The sequence below is a fragment of the Streptomyces sp. NPDC051180 genome (genome assembly GCF_040689545.1).
GTDB lineage: Bacteria > Actinomycetota > Actinomycetes > Streptomycetales > Streptomycetaceae > Streptomyces.
Genome location: NZ_JBFBBC010000002.1, coordinates 451353 through 466072 on the forward strand (window position 1 = coordinate 451353; position 14720 = coordinate 466072).

Sequence of the window (14720 nt, forward strand, 5' to 3'; positions counted from 1 at the left end):
GTGACTGCTCTCACTCTCAGCACTGCCGGCGCGGCGACGCTGCGCGCCGACGTCCTCGTCGTCGGCGTCGCGAAGTCCGGCAAGGCGCTCGTCGTCGCCCCGGGCGCCGAGGCCGTCGACACGGCCTTCGACGGCCGGCTCGCCGCCGTCCTGGAGACCCTGGGCGCCTCGGGTGCCGAGGGTGAGGCGACGAAGCTGCCCGCCCCCGCCGGTCTCAAGGCCCCCGTCGTCCTGGCCGTCGGTCTGGGCGCGGCCCCCGAGGACGGCGAGTCCTTCGGCGCGGAGACCCTGCGCCGCGCCGCCGGCACCGCCGCCCGCGTCCTGACCGGCTCGAAGAAGGCCGCGTTCGCGCTGCCGATCGCCTCGCCCGAGGACGCCTCCGCCATCGCCGAGGGCGCCCTGCTCGGCGCGTACGCCTACACCGCGTACCAGGAGACCGGCAAGGACGCGAAGAAGCCCCTCGCCGAGGTGGCCCTGCTCGGCGCCAAGCCCCGCGACAAGGCGTTCAAGGCCGCCGCGGAGCGCGCCCAGGCCGTGGCCGAGGAGATCAACCGCGCCCGCGATCTGATCAACATGCCGCCGAACGACCTGACCCCGGCCGCCTTCGCCGCCGCCGCCCAGGCCGCCGGCAAGGAGCACGGCCTCAAGGTCCAGGTCCTCGACGAGAAGGCGCTCGCCAAGGGCGGCTACGGCGGCATCCTCGGCGTCGGCGTCGGTTCCGTGAACCCGCCGCGGCTGGTCCGGATCGCCTACACCCACCCGAAGGCGGAGAAGACCCTCGCCCTGGTCGGCAAGGGCATCACCTACGACTCGGGCGGCATCTCCCTGAAGCCGGCCGGCCACAACGAGACGATGAAGTGCGACATGAGCGGCGCCGCCGCCGTGTTCTCCACCGTCGTCGCCGCGGCCCGCCTCGGCCTCGAGGTCAACGTCACCGGCTGGCTCGCCCTCGCGGAGAACATGCCGTCGGGCTCCGCCACCCGCCCGGGTGACGTCCTGCGCATGTACAGCGGCAAGACCGTCGAGGTCCTGAACACCGACGCCGAGGGCCGGCTCGTCCTCGCCGACGCGCTGACCCGCGCCTCCGAGGAGCACCCGGACGCGATCGTCGACGTGGCGACCCTGACCGGAGCGATGGTCCTGGCGCTCGGCGACCGCACCTTCGGCATCATGGCCAACGACGACGACTACCGGACCGCGATCCACGAGATCGCCGAGGAGGTCGGCGAGCAGTCCTGGCCGATGCCGCTCCCCGCGGACCTGCGCAAGACCATGGACTCCCCCACCGCCGACATGGCCAACATGGGCGTCCGGATGGGCGGCGGCCTGGTCGCCGGTCTCTTCCTCCAGGAGTTCGTGGGCGAGGGCATCGCCTGGGCCCACCTGGACATCGCGGGCCCCGCCTTCCACGAGGGCGCCCCGTACGGCTACACCCCCAAGGGCGGCACCGGCTCCTCGGTGCGCACCCTGGTGCGGCTGGCCGAGCGCACGGCGGCCGGCGAGCTCTGACCGCCCCGCGAGGGGGACGGCCCCGGGCTTACCGCCCGGGGCCGTCCCCCTGCCCGGGCCGGTGGTCCCCACGACGGAATCCGTGGCTTCACACGCCGCGGCGATCCCTCCGTAAGGACGATCGGCCGTCTCAGAGCACGGCCCCGCGTCCCGTCAGCCGTCAACAAGTGCGAAGATGGGTTCTCGGCAGGACAGGGCCCCCACCACAGGGCCGAAATAAAGCGGCCGAACACCAGCCGCCGCCCGGTCATCGAAGACCGGCGACGAGCGCACATGCATGGAGGACGTGACGTGGCGAACGACGCCAGCACCGTTTTCGACCTAGTGATCCTCGGCGGCGGTAGCGGCGGTTACGCCGCGGCGCTGCGCGGAGCGCAGCTGGGCCTGGACGTCGCACTGATCGAGAAGAACAAGCTCGGCGGCACCTGCCTGCACAACGGCTGCATCCCGACGAAGGCCCTGCTCCACGCCGGCGAGGTCGCCGACCAGGCGCGCGAGGCGGAGCAGTTCGGTGTCAGGGCCTCCTTCGAGGGCATCGACATCAAGGGTGTCCACAAGTACAAGGACGACGTGATCTCGGGCCTGTACAAGGGTCTGCAGGGTCTCGTCGCCTCCCGCAAGGTGACCTACATCGAGGGCACCGGCCACCTGTCCTCCCCGACCTCCGTCGACGTCGACGGCCGTCGCGTCGAGGGCCGTCACGTCCTCCTCGCCACCGGCTCCGTGCCGAAGTCGCTCCCCGGCCTGGAGATCGACGGCAACCGGATCATCACCTCGGACCACGCGCTGACCCTGGACCGGGTCCCGGAGTCCGCGATCATCCTGGGCGGCGGCGTCATCGGCGTCGAGTTCGCCTCCGCGTGGAAGTCCTTCGGCACCGACGTCACGGTCATCGAGGGCATGAAGCACCTCGTCCCCGTCGAGGACGAGAACAGCTCGAAGCTTCTTGAGCGCGCTTTCCGCAAGCGCGGCATCAAGTTCAACCTCGGCACCTTCTTCCAGTCCGCCGAGTACACCGACAGCGGCGTCAAGGTCACCCTGGCCGACGGCAAGACCTTCGAGGCCGAGGTGCTCCTGGTCGCCATCGGCCGCGGCCCGGTCTCCGCCGGTCTGGGCTACGAGGAGCAGGGCGTCGCGATGGACCGCGGCTACGTCCTGGTCGACGAGTACATGCGCACCAACGTGCCGACGATCTCGGCCGTGGGCGACCTCGTCCCGACGCTCCAGCTCGCGCACGTCGGCTTCGCCGAGGGCATCCTCGTCGCGGAGCGCCTGGCCGGCCTGAAGGCCGTCCCGATCGACTACGACGGCGTGCCCCGGGTGACGTACTGCCACCCCGAGGTCGCCTCCGTCGGCATCACCGAGGCCAAGGCCAAGGAGATCTACGGCGCGGACAAGGTCGTCGCCCTGAAGTACAACCTCGCGGGCAACGGCAAGAGCAAGATCCTCAAGACCGCGGGCGAGATCAAGCTCGTCCAGGTCAAGGACGGTGCCGTGGTCGGCGTCCACATGGTCGGTGACCGCATGGGCGAGCAGGTCGGCGAAGCACAGCTGATCTACAACTGGGAGGCGCTGCCGGCCGAGGTCGCGCAGCTCATCCACGCCCACCCGACGCAGAACGAGGCGCTCGGCGAGGCCCACCTGGCCCTGGCCGGCAAGCCTCTGCACTCCCACGACTGACGCTCACGTCATCACAGGGCGCGACGACCACTTTCCGCAATTCGTTAGGAGCAACTGAAACCATGTCGGTTTCCGTAACCCTGCCGGCGCTCGGCGAGAGCGTCACCGAGGGCACCGTCACCCGCTGGCTCAAGGCCGAGGGTGAGCGTGTCGAGGCCGACGAGCCGCTGCTCGAGGTCTCGACCGACAAGGTCGACACCGAGATCCCCGCCCCCGCCTCGGGCATCCTGGCCTCCATCAAGGTCGCCGAGGACGAGACGGTCGAGGTCGGCGCCGAGCTGGCCATCATCGACGACGGCTCGGGCGCCCCCGCCGCGGCTCCGGCCCCCGCCGCCGAGGCCGCTCCGGCCCCGGCCGCCGAGCCCGCTCCGGCCCCCGTGGCCGAGGCCCCGGCCGCCCCGGCGCCGGTCGCCGAGGCCCCCGCCGAGGCTCCGGCTGCCGGTGGCGCCTCCGGTACGGACGTCGTGCTGCCCGCGCTGGGCGAGTCCGTCACCGAGGGCACCGTCACCCGCTGGCTGAAGTCGGTCGGCGAGACCGTCGAGGCCGACGAGCCGCTGCTCGAGGTCTCCACGGACAAGGTCGACACCGAGATCCCGGCCCCGGTCTCCGGCGTCCTCCTGGAGATCGTCGTCGCCGAGGACGAGTCCGCCGAGGTCGGCGCGAAGCTGGCCGTCATCGGTGCCGCGGGTGCCGCTCCGGCCCCCGCCGCGGCTCCGGCCCCGGCCGCCCCCGCCGCGGCTCCGGCCGCTCCGGCCGCTCCGGCTCCGGCCCCGGCCGCTCCGGCCCCCGCCCCGGCCCCGGTGGCGCCCGCCGCTCCCGTGGCCGCTCCGGCCCCGGTCGCCCCCGCCGCCCCGTCGATCGCTCCGGCCGTCGTGACGCCGGTTCCGGCCGCCCCCGCCGCGGCTCCGGCCGAGGACGGCGCGTACGTGACCCCGCTGGTCCGCAAGCTCGCCACCGAGAACGGTGTCGACCTGGCGGCCGTCAAGGGCTCGGGCGTCGGCGGTCGCATCCGCAAGCAGGACGTCCTCGCGGCCGCCGAGGCCAAGAAGGCCGCTCCGGCCCCCGTCGCCGCCGCCGCTCCGGCCGCCGCCGCGAAGGCCCCGGCCCTGGAGGTCTCCCCGCTGCGCGGTCAGACCGTCAAGATGACCCGCATGCGCAAGGTCATCGGCGACAACATGATGAAGGCGCTGCACGGCCAGGCCCAGCTGACCTCGGTCGTCGAGGTCGACATCACCAAGCTGATGAAGCTGCGCGCCCGTGCCAAGGACGCCTTCGCCGCCCGTGAGGGCGTCAAGCTCTCCCCGATGCCGTTCTTCGTGAAGGCGGCGGCCCAGGCGCTGAAGGCGTTCCCGGTCATCAACGCCCGGATCAACGAGGACGAGGGCACGATCACCTACTTCGACACCGAGAACATCGGTATCGCGGTGGACTCCGAGAAGGGTCTGATGACCCCGGTCATCAAGGGTGCGGGCGACCTCAACATCGCCGGCATCTCGAAGAAGACCGCGGAGCTGGCCGGCGCCGTGCGCGCCAGCAAGATCACGCCGGACGACCTGGCCGGTGCGACCTTCACCATCTCCAACACCGGTTCGCGCGGCGCGCTGTTCGACACGATCATCGTGCCCCCGAACCAGGTCGCCATCCTGGGCATCGGCGCCACCGTGCGCCGTCCGGTCGTCATCGACCACCCGGACCTGGGTGAGACGATCGCGATCCGCGACATGACGTACGTCGCGCTCTCCTACGACCACCGTCTGGTGGACGGCGCGGACGCCGCCCGTTACCTGACGGCCGTCAAGGCGATCCTGGAGGCCGGCGAGTTCGAGGTCGACCTCGGCCTCTGAGGCTTCGGCCTCCGAGGCTTCGGCCGACGAGGCGACACGGGGCCCGCACGGGCCCCGTGGAGGCCGTGTGAGGGCCGTCCGCCGGCCTGCAACGTAACGAGCCTCACCTGCGGCGCCCCCGTCCGGAAGTGTTTCCGGACGGGGGCGCCGCCGTATTGTCTAAGGGTCAACACTCCCCGAGGAGCCTTCATGACCGTCCCCGTCGTCCACTCGCTGCGCGAACAGATCCGCGAGCACATCGTGGAGGGGATCGTCAGCGGCCGCTGGAAGCCGGGCGAGCGGATCGTGGAGCGCCGGATCGCCACCGAGCTGGAGGTCAGCCAGACCCCGGTCCGCGAGGCGCTGCGCGAGCTGGAGTCGCTGCGGCTGATCGAGTCGGCGCCCAACAAGGGCGTACGGGTCCGCAATCTCACCGCCGCGGACCTGGAGGAGAGTTACCCGGTGCGGGCCGGTCTGGAGCAGATCGCGGCCGAACTGGCGGCGGGCCGGCTCGCGGCGGACTGCTCGGCCCTGGAGCCGCACGTCTCGGCGCTGTACGAGGCGGACGCGACGTCCGACGGGACGGCCCAGGTGCGGCACACGGTGGCCTTCCACCGGGAGCTGGTGAAGGCGGCGGGCAACGCCGTCCTGCTGCACACCTGGGAGACGCTCGGCATCGAGGTCTTCACGGCCCTGTCGATCCGCTGGCTCGGCACGGTCCAGAAGTCGTACGCCGAGGAGCACCAGGAGCTGGTGGAGGCGTTCCGCCGGGGCGACCCGAACATCGGCGCGCTGGTGAAGGCGCACGTCCTCGGCTGCGCGCCGCGCGCCTGACTTCTCCCGTCCCACACCTTTCGCGCATCGCGCCGGACGGCTGCCGTCCGGCGCTGCGCACTTGAACGGGCCCGCTTGAACGGGCCCGCTCATTCGTGCGTGCACCTCCTCAGAAAGTCGGTCCGACCTGCGAAAACGGCCCGAAACCGAGGCACCGGGTGCCCTTTTGCCTGGCACCCTGTGCCGACTTTCTCGATCTGAAGAGGTTTTCCCCTTCAACCCTTTGATCGATCATCGATCGTCGGTTTACAGTCTTCGGCGGGCCACACCCGGCCCTTCGCCCTGTCCTGCCAGACAAGGCCATCTCCACCCCACCTGTCCGGAAGGCGGCGATCATGACCGATCCCGTAGGCAAGATTCCGAGTGAGCTCGACCAGCTCCCGGACCGTGACACCGAGGAGACCGCCGAATGGGCGGCCTCCCTGGACGCCGTCACCAAGGCCGCCGGCCCTCACCGGGCCGCCTACCTGATGCGCCGCACGCTCCAGCACGCCGAGGGCGCGGGCCTGGCCCTGCCCAAGCTGCTGGAGACCGACTACGTCAACACCATCCCCACCTCCGCGGAGCCCTCCATCGGCGCCGCGGGCGGCGACGAGGAGATGGAGCGGAGGATCACCGCGTGGAACCGCTGGAACGCGGCCGCGATGGTCACCCGCGGTTCCAAGTACGGAGTCGGCGGCCACATCGCCACCTTCGCGTCGGCGGCCTGGCTCTACGAGACCGGCTTCAACCACTTCTTCCAGGGCAAGGAAGCCGACGGTTCCGGCGACCAGCTCTTCATCCAGGGCCACGCCTCCCCCGGCATCTACGCCCGCGCCTTCCTCGACGGCCGCCTCACCGAGGCGCACCTCGACAAGTTCCGCCAGGAGTCCGGCGGCGACGGCCTGCCGTCCTACCCGCACCCGCGCCGGCTGCCCTGGCTGTGGGAGTTCCCCACCGTCTCCATGGGCCTGGGCCCGCTCTCCGCGATCTACCAGGCGCGCTTCAACCGCTACCTGACGAACCGCTCCATCAAGGACGTCTCCGCGTCCCACGTGTGGGCGTTCCTCGGCGACGGCGAGATGGACGAGCCCGAGGCCACGGCGGCACTCGCACTGGCCGCCCGCGAGGGCCTGGACAACCTGACCTTCGTCGTCAACTGCAACCTGCAGCGCCTCGACGGCCCGGTCCGCGCCAACTTCAAGATCGTGCAGGAGCTGGAGGCCCAGTTCCGCGGCGCCGGCTGGAACGTCGTGAAGTCGCTGTGGGGCAACGCCTGGGACGAGCTGTTCGCGCTCGACACCACCGGCGCCCTCGTCCGCCGCCTCCGCGAGGTGCCGGACGCGCAGGTCCAGACGTACCAGACCCGCGACGCCGCCTACATCCGCCAGGACTTCTTCGGCAAGGACCCGGCGCTCGTCGCGATGGCGCAGCTGCTGAGCGACGACAAGATCCTGGAGTGCTTCCACCTCTCCCGCGGCGGCCACGAGCCCCGCAAGGTCTACGCCGCGTACAAGGCCGCCGTGGAGTTCAAGGGCGCGCCGACGGTCATCCTCGCGCAGACCGTCAAGGGCTTCACCCTCGGTGAGGGCTTCGCGTCGAAGAACGCGAACCACCAGATGAAGAAGCTCACGACCGACGAGTTCAAGAACATGCGTGACCTCCTCGAACTGCCGATCTCCGACTCGCAGTTCGTCGACGGCCAGGTGCCCTACGGCCACCCCGGAGCCGACGCCCCCGAGGTCCGCTACCTCCAGGAGCGCCGCGCGGCGCTCGGCGGTCCGGCCCCGGCCCGCCGCACCCACGCGCTGGCGCCGCTGCCGGCCCCGGCCGACAAGTCGTTCGCCGCGTTCGACAAGGGCTCCGGCTCGCAGTCGATGGCCACGACGATGGCGTTCGTCCGCCTCGTCAAGGACCTGGTCCGCGACAAGGAGACCGGCAAGCGCTGGGTCCCGATCGTCCCGGACGAGGCCCGTACCTTCGGTATGGAGTCGCTCTTCCCGTCGCTCGGCATCTACTCGCCGAAGGGCCAGACGTACGAGCCGGTCGACCGCGACCAGCTGATGTACTACAAGGAGGCCAAGAACGGCCAGATCCTCAACGAGGGGATCACCGAGGCCGGTTCGATGGCCGACTTCATCGCCGCGTCCACCGCGTACTCCACGCACGGTGAGGCGATGATCCCGTTCTACATCTTCTACTCGATGTTCGGCTGGCAGCGGACCGCCGACCAGATGTGGCAGCTCGGCGACCAGCTCGGCCGCGGCTTCCTCGTCGGCGCCACCGCCGGACGCACCACCCTGACCGGTGAGGGCCTCCAGCACGCCGACGGCCACTCGCCGGTGATCGCGGCCACCAACCCGGCGGCGCTCACCTACGACCCGGCGTTCGCCTACGAGGTCGCGGCCATCGTCAAGGAGGGTCTGCGCCGGATGTACGGCGAGGCCGCCGAGGGCGAGGACCAGAACGTCTTCTACTACCTCACGGTCTACAACGAGCCGATGCCGCAGCCGGCCAAGCCCGCCGGGATCGACGAGGGCATCGTCAAGGGTCTCTACCGCTTCAACACGGCCGAGTCCGCCGGTCTCGACGTGCCGGCGAACGCCTCGCGCATCCAGCTGCTCTCCTCCGGTACGGCCATCCACTGGGCCCTGGAGGCGCAGAAGCTGCTCGCCGCCGAGTGGGGCGTGGCCGCCGACGTGTGGTCCGCGACCTCCTGGACGGAGCTGCGCCGCGACGCACTGGAGGCCGACGCGGCCCTCCTGCGCGGCGAGGAGCAGGTGCCGTACATCCGCACGGCCCTGGAGGGCGTCGACTCGCCGGTCCTCGCCGTCTCCGACTACATGCGCCAGGTCCCCGACCAGATCGCGCAGTGGGTCGAGCAGGACTGGTCCTCGCTGGGCGCCGACGGCTTCGGCCTCTCGGACACCCGTGACGCGGCACGCCGCCACTTCGGCGTCGACCCCCAGTCGATCGTCGTCGCCGCCCTCGCGCAGCTGGCCCGCCGCGGCGCGGTCCGCGCGACGGCCGTGAAGGAGGCGCGCGAGCGCTACGGCCTGTAGGCCGGTGGGCCGCCGAGGCCCCGGTGTCGGTGCGGGCACGCATGATGGGTTCATGCGTGCCGCCCGGCTGATCAAGATGGTCCTTCTGCTCCAGTCCCGTCCGTCGATGACGGCGGCCGAACTGGCCGCGGAGCTGGAGGTGTCGGAACGGACCGTCACCCGCGATGCCCTCGCCCTCTCGGAGGCGGGGGTTCCGGTCTATGCGGAGCGGGGCAGGTCCGGCGGGTACCGGCTCGTCGGCGGCTACCGCACGCGCCTGACCGGTCTGGCGCGCGGCGAGGCCGAGGCGCTGTTCCTCTCCGGGCTGCCGGGCGCGCTGCGGGACATGGGGCTGGAGGACGCGGCCTCGGCGGCCCGTCTGAAGGTCTCGGCCGCGCTCCTTCCCTCGCTGCGCGACGCCCCCGAGTCGGCGGCGCGGCGCTTCCTGCTCGACGCCCCCGGCTGGTACCAGGAGCCGGAGACGCCGGAGTTCCTGCCGCCGGTCGCCGAGGCCGTCTGGGACGACCGGAGGGTCGCCGCCCGCTACCGCCGGGGCGACCGTGAGGTGGAGCGCGACCTCGCCCCGTACGGCCTCGTCCTGAAGGCGGGCGTCTGGTACCTGTGCGCGCGCTCGGGCACGGCCTTCCGCACCTACCGGATGGACCGCTTCACCGCCGTCGCCCTCGCCGACGAGCGCTTCGTCCGGGACGAGTCCTTCGACCTCGCCGCCTTCTGGGCCGAGCGCTCCGCCGAGTTCGCCCGCTCGATCCTGCGCGCCCAGGTCGTCGTCCGGCTCACCGAGGCGGGCGCCCGCCGCCTTCCGCACGTCACGGACCGCGCCGCCGCCGAGGAGGCCCTGGCCGCGGCCGCCTGCGACCCCGAGGGCCGGGTCACCGCGACCCTCCCGGTCGAGAGCGAGGACGTCGCCCTCTCGCAGCTCCTCACCCTCGGCGCGGACGCCGAGATCCTCTCCCCCGCCTCCCTCCGCACCCGGTTCGCCGACGCCGCCCGCGACCTGGCGGCGCTGTACGCCTGACCGAGGGTGCCCCGGACCTCTCCGGTGCCGAGGACCACCGGTCCGGTCGGAGCCCTCCCCGGCTCCGGACTCCGACCGGCCCCGGGGCTACCGGTAGTCGGCCGGGTCGGGCTTGCCGGTCTCGCCCGCGACGATGAACCCCCAGGCGTCGGGGCGGGAGCCGTCGGCGTCGGTGAAGTCGTACGCGCGTGCGAGCTGTCCGCTGGAGAGCGAGGCGCCGTTCCACCGGTGCCGGTCGGGGTCGGCGGCGAGGGCGGCGACGGCCCGGCCGACGTAGACCGGGGACTCGGAGACGGCGAAGTCGGGAGTGGCGGCGAGGGCGTCGCGCCAGTTCTCCTCGGTGACGCCGAAGGCGGCGAGCATCTGTTCGGACCGCAGCCAGCCGGGGGTGAGGGCGACCGCCGTGCCGCCGTACTCCGCCAGCTCCTTGCCGAGGCCGAAGGCCATCCGGAGGGGGGCGTTCTTGGCGAGGTCGTAGAAGAGGTTCTCGCGGAAGCGGGTGCCGTTGTACGCGGTGGTGCCGTCGGTGACCTCGACCACGAGGCCGCCCGGGTGGCGGATGAGCAGCGGCAGCGCGGTGTGCGAGGTGATGGCGTGCGTCCGTACGCCGAGTTCGAGCATCCGCAGCCCGCCGGTGAGGTCGTTCTCCCAGGTCTTGCGGCCGAAGGCCAGCAGGTGCTCGCCGCCCCACACGTCGTTGACGAGGACGTCGAGCCGGCCGCGCTCGCGGTCGACGCGCTCGACGAGGGCGCGGACCTGGTCCGGTTCCAGGTGGTCGGTGGGGACGGCGACGCCCTCGCCGCCGGCGGCCGTCACCAGTTCGGCGGTCTCCTCGATGGTCTCCGTGGCCCGGCCGACCTCGCTGATCCGGTCACGGGTGGTGCGCCCGGTGACGTACACGGTGGCTCCGGCGGCCCCGAGCTGGACGGCGATGGCCCGTCCGGCGCCCCGGGTGGCCCCGGCGACCAGGCAGATCCGTCCCCGCAGCGGTGTGGTCTCAGTCGTCATGACGCTCAGGCTGCCAGGAATGCCGGACACCTTCTGTCCGGATTCAATTCGGTCTTTCCGGGTGCGTCGGCCTCGCCGGGGCAGGATGCTGGTCCCGTGATGGACGAGACCGAGTTCTGGGAGATCATCGACGCCACCCGCGGGGAAGCCGAGGGCGACCCCGAGGAGCAGGCCGATCTGCTCGTGGAACGTCTGACGAAGCTGGACCCCGACTCCGTGCTCGACTACGCGCGCCATTTCGAGGCCCGCTTCAACCGCGCGTACCTGTGGGAGCTGTGGGGCGCGGCCGCCGTGCTCTTCGACGGGGCGGGCGACGAGGTCTTCGACTCGTTCCGGTGCTGGCTGATCGGCCAGGGCCGGGAGGTGTTCGAGGGGGCCGTGCACGATCCGGACGCGCTGGCGGAGCTCCTCGACGACTTCGACGTGGAGATCGACGGGGACGGCGAGGAGATCGGCTTCGCCGCGGACGAGGCGTACGAGGCGCTGACCGGCGCCGAGACGCCGGACCTCGGCATCCCGATGCCGGGCGGGGAGCCGCTGGGCGCCCCCTTCGACCTGGCGGACGACGACGTCCTCGCGGCCCGCTTCCCCCGGCTGTGGGAGCGCTTCGGGTCGACGTAGGGGCCATGCCCTCCGGGACGCGCGCGGACCCCGGGGCGGGTGCCCAGGGGTCCGCGCGCGTCCCGGGCGCAGGTGCCGCCGGGGCCGCGGAGCTCCGTCAGAAGTGGGTGCCGCCGTCGATGCGGACCTCGGTGCCCGTGATGAACTTCCCGTCCTCGCTCGCGAGCATGGCGACGACGCCGGCGACGGTCTCGGGGCCGGCGAAGCCCTGGCCGAGGGCGGGGGCCAGCTTCATGAAGAGGGAGAGGTCGGCGTCCTCGGGGAGGCCGGGGCCGACGCTCCGGCGGCTGGCGCCGGAGCCGTCGGTCATGCCGGAGGAGATGGAGCCGGGCTGCACGGCGGTGAAGCGGATGCCCCGGCCGGCGTACTCGGCGGCGAGCGCGTGGGTCATGGACTGGATGCCGCCCTTGCTGGCCGCGTAGGCCGACATGTAGGGGTGGGCGAACATCGCGGAGGTCGAGGAGAAGTTCACGACCGCGGAGCCGTCGCCCTCCAGGAGGGCGGGTATCGCCTCGCGGATCACGAGGAACGTGCCGGTGAGGTTGATCCGGATGACCTGCTCGAAGAAGTCCAGGCTCGTGTCGTGGGTGTGCGAGGAGCGCAGGATGCCGGCCGCGTTGACCAGCACGTCCAGGCCGCCGAGGGCCTCGACGGCGGCGGCGACCCCGGCCCGTACGGAGCCCTCGTCGGCGACGTCGAGGACGACGGTGGTGAGCCGGTCGGCGGCGTCGCCGGCCTTGGCGACCGTGTCCTTGAGGCCGTCCTCGCTGATGTCGGCGGCGACGACCCGGCCGCCCTCGGCGAGCACGCGCAGGACGGTGGCCTGGCCGATGCCGGAGCCGCCGCCGGTGATCAGGGCGCGGCGTCCTTCGTAACGGGTCAGGTGGTTCATGGCGGCAACCTCTCGAAGTCAAGCTTTCCGTGGAACGCTGCCACCGTACGCCCGGATGGCACGTTTTGCCATATGTGCATGTCGTGCATACCCGGCACCCGCGGGCGTAGGCTTCCTACGGTGAGCACCAAGCCCCCCTCCCCTTCGCTGACGGAGCGCCGCAAGGCCGCCACCCAGCTGGACATCGCCCGCGCCGCCGCCGAGCTCTTCACCGCACACGGACCCGACGGCACCACGGCCGAGGACATCGCCCAGCGGGCCGGGGTCGCCCTGCGCACCTTCTACCGGTACTTCCGCTCCAAGCAGGACGCCGTGGCCCCGCTCCTCGCGGGGGGCGCCGACCGCTGGCGGGAACAGCTCGCGGCGGCCGGCCCGGAGACCGGGACCGGCCTCGCCCGGGTCCTCGAACGCTCCGTCGCCGCCTCCCTGACCCCCGCGGACGAGGCCACCGCCGAGGGACTGCGCTGGACCCGCGGGCTGCTGCGCGCCGCCGCCGAGGACCCCGCCCTCCGCGCCGTCTGGTACCGGGTCAACCAGGAGTCGGAGGAGCGGCTCCGCGAGGTCGTCGCCGGACTCGCCGGGCCCGAGGCCGACCCCCTGGAGGTCCGGCTCGCCGCCGCTGCGGCCACGGACGCCATCCGGGTCGCCCTGGAGAGCTGGGCCGAGACGGACGCCCCCGCACACGGCGAGGGCGCACCGGCCGACCTCGCCGTCCGCTGCCTGCGCGAACTGACGGGCGGCCTGCGGCTGCTGCGCGACTCAGCCGAGTAGCGGACGCCCCATCAGGACGTCGTCCACGGCCGCCCCGTCCAGCACGAACTCCCCCGGCAGGACTCCCTCCACGACGAAGCCCTCCGCGGCGTAGAGCGCGCGGGCCGGCGCGTTGTGGCCGAGCACCCGCAGCGTGATCCGGGTGGCGCCGTCCTGCCGCGCCCGGTCCATCGCGGCCCGCAGCAGCGTCCTCGCGACGCCCCGCCCCCGTGCGGACTCGGCCACGACCAGGCCCTGGATCTGGCGGACATGGGCGTTGGCGGCCAGCGGCGTCGCCGGCACCACCCGCACGTATCCGACGAGCACGCCCCCGCGCACCGCGACGAGGTAGTCCTCCGGCCGGTGACGCTCGTCGAAGAAGGGCGGGTACGGCTCCTCCGGCGCGGGCAGCACCGCGTGCAGGGTCGACCAGGCGGCCCGGTCCAGGGCGCCCAGCGCGTCCGCGTCGTCGGGCCCGGCGGTACGTGTCTGCGTCTGCGGCACGATCATGCCCGCCACTGTGCCACCCGGGCGCCCCGGAAGGGCAGGATGGTGCCCATGCAGCGTTCCGCCACCCGCAAGCGTGTCGCCGTCACCGGCGCCTCCGGGCTCATCGGCTCCGCCCTCGTCCGCTCCCTGCGCGCCGACGGCCACGACGTCCTCCGCCTCGTCCGCCACCCGGCCAGGACCGCCGACGAGGTCGAATGGGACCCCAAGCGGCTGTACGTCGACGCCGCCGGGCTCGTCGGCGTCGACGCCGTCGTCCATCTGGCGGGCGCCGGCGTCGGCGAACGCCGCTGGACCGAGGCGTACAAGCGGGAGATCCGCGACAGCCGCGTCCTCGGCACCCGCGCCGTCGCCGAGGCCCTCGCCTCCCTCGCCCACCCCCCGGAGGCCCTCGTCTGCGGCACCGCCCTCGGCTGGTACGGCGACACCGGCGACCGCGCCGTCGACGAGAGCGCCCCCGCCGGCACCGGCTTCCTCCCCTCCGTCTGCGTCGAGTGGGAGGCCGCCGCCGCCCCCGCCGAGGCGGCCGGCATCCGCGTCACCTACGCCCGCACCGGCCTCGTCGTCGCCCGCGAAGGCGGCGCCTGGGGCCGCCTCTTCCCCGTCTTCCGCGCCGGCCTCGGCGGCCGCATGGGCGACGGACGCCAGTACTGGTCCCACATCTCCCTCCACGACGAGGTCGCCGCCCTGCGCCACCTGGTCGACACCTCCGGCCTCTCCGGCCCCGTCAACCTCACCGCCCCCGAACCCGTCACCAACCGCGAGGTCACCGCCGCCATGGGCCGCGTCCTCCACCGCCCCGCCCTCCTCGCCGTCCCCGCACCCGCCCTCCGGCTCGTCCTCGGCGACTTCGCCCAGGACGTCCTCGGCAGTCAGCGCGTCCTTCCCTCCCGACTCCTCGAATCCGGCTTCGACTTCGCCTTCCCCACCATCGACGACGCGATCCGCGCGGCGGCCCGCTGACGGGACGGCGCGGTCCTCCGCACCCCTGTGCTCCCCCGTGCCGCAGCCACCCCGGTACGCGCTGCTGGCACCGGTGG

Annotated in this window: 12 protein-coding genes; 9 read left to right on the forward strand and 3 right to left on the reverse strand. The window is 72.8% G+C overall.

Annotated features, from left to right (window positions below):
- From AB0424_RS05490 to AB0424_RS05515, 6 genes are all read left to right on the forward strand, one after another.
- Positions 1–1509, forward strand: a complete 1509-nt coding sequence (locus tag AB0424_RS05490; protein WP_366302445.1) for a leucyl aminopeptidase — start codon at positions 1–3, stop codon at positions 1507–1509.
- 291 nt (positions 1510–1800) lie between these two features.
- Positions 1801–3189: a dihydrolipoyl dehydrogenase gene (lpdA, locus tag AB0424_RS05495; RefSeq protein ID WP_366302446.1), complete on the forward strand. Its 1389-nt coding sequence runs from the start codon at positions 1801–1803 to the stop codon at positions 3187–3189.
- A gap of 62 nt (positions 3190–3251) precedes the next feature.
- Entirely contained in the window at positions 3252–5033 is a 1782-nt protein-coding gene (gene sucB / locus AB0424_RS05500; protein ID WP_366302447.1) for a 2-oxoglutarate dehydrogenase, E2 component, dihydrolipoamide succinyltransferase, read from the forward strand.
- Positions 5034–5222: 189 nt separating this feature from the next.
- Positions 5223–5846, forward strand: a complete 624-nt coding sequence (locus AB0424_RS05505) for a GntR family transcriptional regulator (RefSeq protein WP_366302448.1) — start codon at positions 5223–5225, stop codon at positions 5844–5846.
- A gap of 335 nt (positions 5847–6181) precedes the next feature.
- Positions 6182–8887 (forward strand): pyruvate dehydrogenase (acetyl-transferring), homodimeric type, encoded by a 2706-nt coding sequence (gene aceE / locus AB0424_RS05510; RefSeq protein WP_366302449.1) that lies wholly within the window; start codon positions 6182–6184, stop codon positions 8885–8887.
- 52 nt (positions 8888–8939) lie between these two features.
- On the forward strand, positions 8940–9902 hold the full coding sequence (locus tag AB0424_RS05515; RefSeq protein WP_366302450.1) for a WYL domain-containing protein: 963 nt from the start codon (positions 8940–8942) through the stop codon (positions 9900–9902).
- Positions 9903–9989: 87 nt separating this feature from the next.
- On the opposite strand, the gene AB0424_RS05520 is transcribed toward AB0424_RS05515, so the two are convergent.
- Positions 9990–10910 carry an SDR family oxidoreductase gene (locus tag AB0424_RS05520; protein WP_366302451.1) on the reverse strand — a complete coding sequence of 307 codons (921 nt, stop codon included), beginning with the start codon at positions 10908–10910 and terminating at the stop codon, positions 9990–9992.
- Between the two features lie 99 nt (positions 10911–11009).
- On the opposite strand from AB0424_RS05520, the gene AB0424_RS05525 reads away from it, so the two are divergent.
- Entirely contained in the window at positions 11010–11531 is a 522-nt protein-coding gene (locus AB0424_RS05525) for a DUF4240 domain-containing protein (RefSeq protein ID WP_366302676.1), read from the forward strand.
- A 97-nt stretch (positions 11532–11628) separates the two neighbouring features.
- Here the strand turns inward: AB0424_RS05525 and AB0424_RS05530 are convergent, their stop codons facing one another.
- Entirely contained in the window at positions 11629–12423 is a 795-nt protein-coding gene (locus AB0424_RS05530) for an SDR family NAD(P)-dependent oxidoreductase (protein WP_366302452.1), read from the reverse strand.
- A gap of 120 nt (positions 12424–12543) precedes the next feature.
- Between AB0424_RS05530 and AB0424_RS05535 the strand changes: the two genes are divergently transcribed.
- Positions 12544–13194, forward strand: coding sequence for a TetR family transcriptional regulator (locus tag AB0424_RS05535; RefSeq protein WP_366302453.1), 651 nt, complete (start codon positions 12544–12546; stop codon positions 13192–13194).
- Here AB0424_RS05535 and AB0424_RS05540 read toward each other — a convergent pair.
- Positions 13183–13683 (reverse strand): GNAT family N-acetyltransferase, encoded by a 501-nt coding sequence (locus AB0424_RS05540; RefSeq protein WP_366302454.1) that lies wholly within the window; start codon positions 13681–13683, stop codon positions 13183–13185. The two genes, AB0424_RS05535 and AB0424_RS05540, sit on opposite strands and share 12 nt — an antisense overlap.
- 39 nt (positions 13684–13722) lie before the next feature.
- Between AB0424_RS05540 and AB0424_RS05545 the strand changes: the two genes are divergently transcribed.
- The gene (locus AB0424_RS05545) at positions 13723–14643 is read left to right on the forward strand and encodes a TIGR01777 family oxidoreductase (protein ID WP_366302455.1); all 921 of its coding nucleotides are present in this window, start codon (positions 13723–13725) and stop codon (positions 14641–14643) included.
- Positions 14644–14720 lie beyond the last annotated feature (77 nt).

Coding starts and splice junctions, on each gene's coding strand:
- AB0424_RS05505 (WP_366302448.1), top strand. CDS start 5,223: ATGACCGTCCCCGTCGTCCACTCGCTGCGCGAACAGATCCGCGAGCAC.
- AB0424_RS05525 (WP_366302676.1), top strand. CDS start 11,010: ATGGACGAGACCGAGTTCTGGGAGATCATCGACGCCACCCGCGGGGAA.
- sucB (WP_366302447.1), top strand. CDS start 3,252: ATGTCGGTTTCCGTAACCCTGCCGGCGCTCGGCGAGAGCGTCACCGAG.
- AB0424_RS05540 (WP_366302454.1), bottom strand. CDS start 13,683: ATGATCGTGCCGCAGACGCAGACACGTACCGCCGGGCCCGACGACGCG.
- AB0424_RS05520 (WP_366302451.1), bottom strand. CDS start 10,910: ATGACGACTGAGACCACACCGCTGCGGGGACGGATCTGCCTGGTCGCC.
- AB0424_RS05545 (WP_366302455.1), top strand. CDS start 13,723: ATGGTGCCCATGCAGCGTTCCGCCACCCGCAAGCGTGTCGCCGTCACC.
- AB0424_RS05530 (WP_366302452.1), bottom strand. CDS start 12,423: ATGAACCACCTGACCCGTTACGAAGGACGCCGCGCCCTGATCACCGGC.
- aceE (WP_366302449.1), top strand. CDS start 6,182: ATGACCGATCCCGTAGGCAAGATTCCGAGTGAGCTCGACCAGCTCCCG.
- AB0424_RS05515 (WP_366302450.1), top strand. CDS start 8,940: ATGCGTGCCGCCCGGCTGATCAAGATGGTCCTTCTGCTCCAGTCCCGT.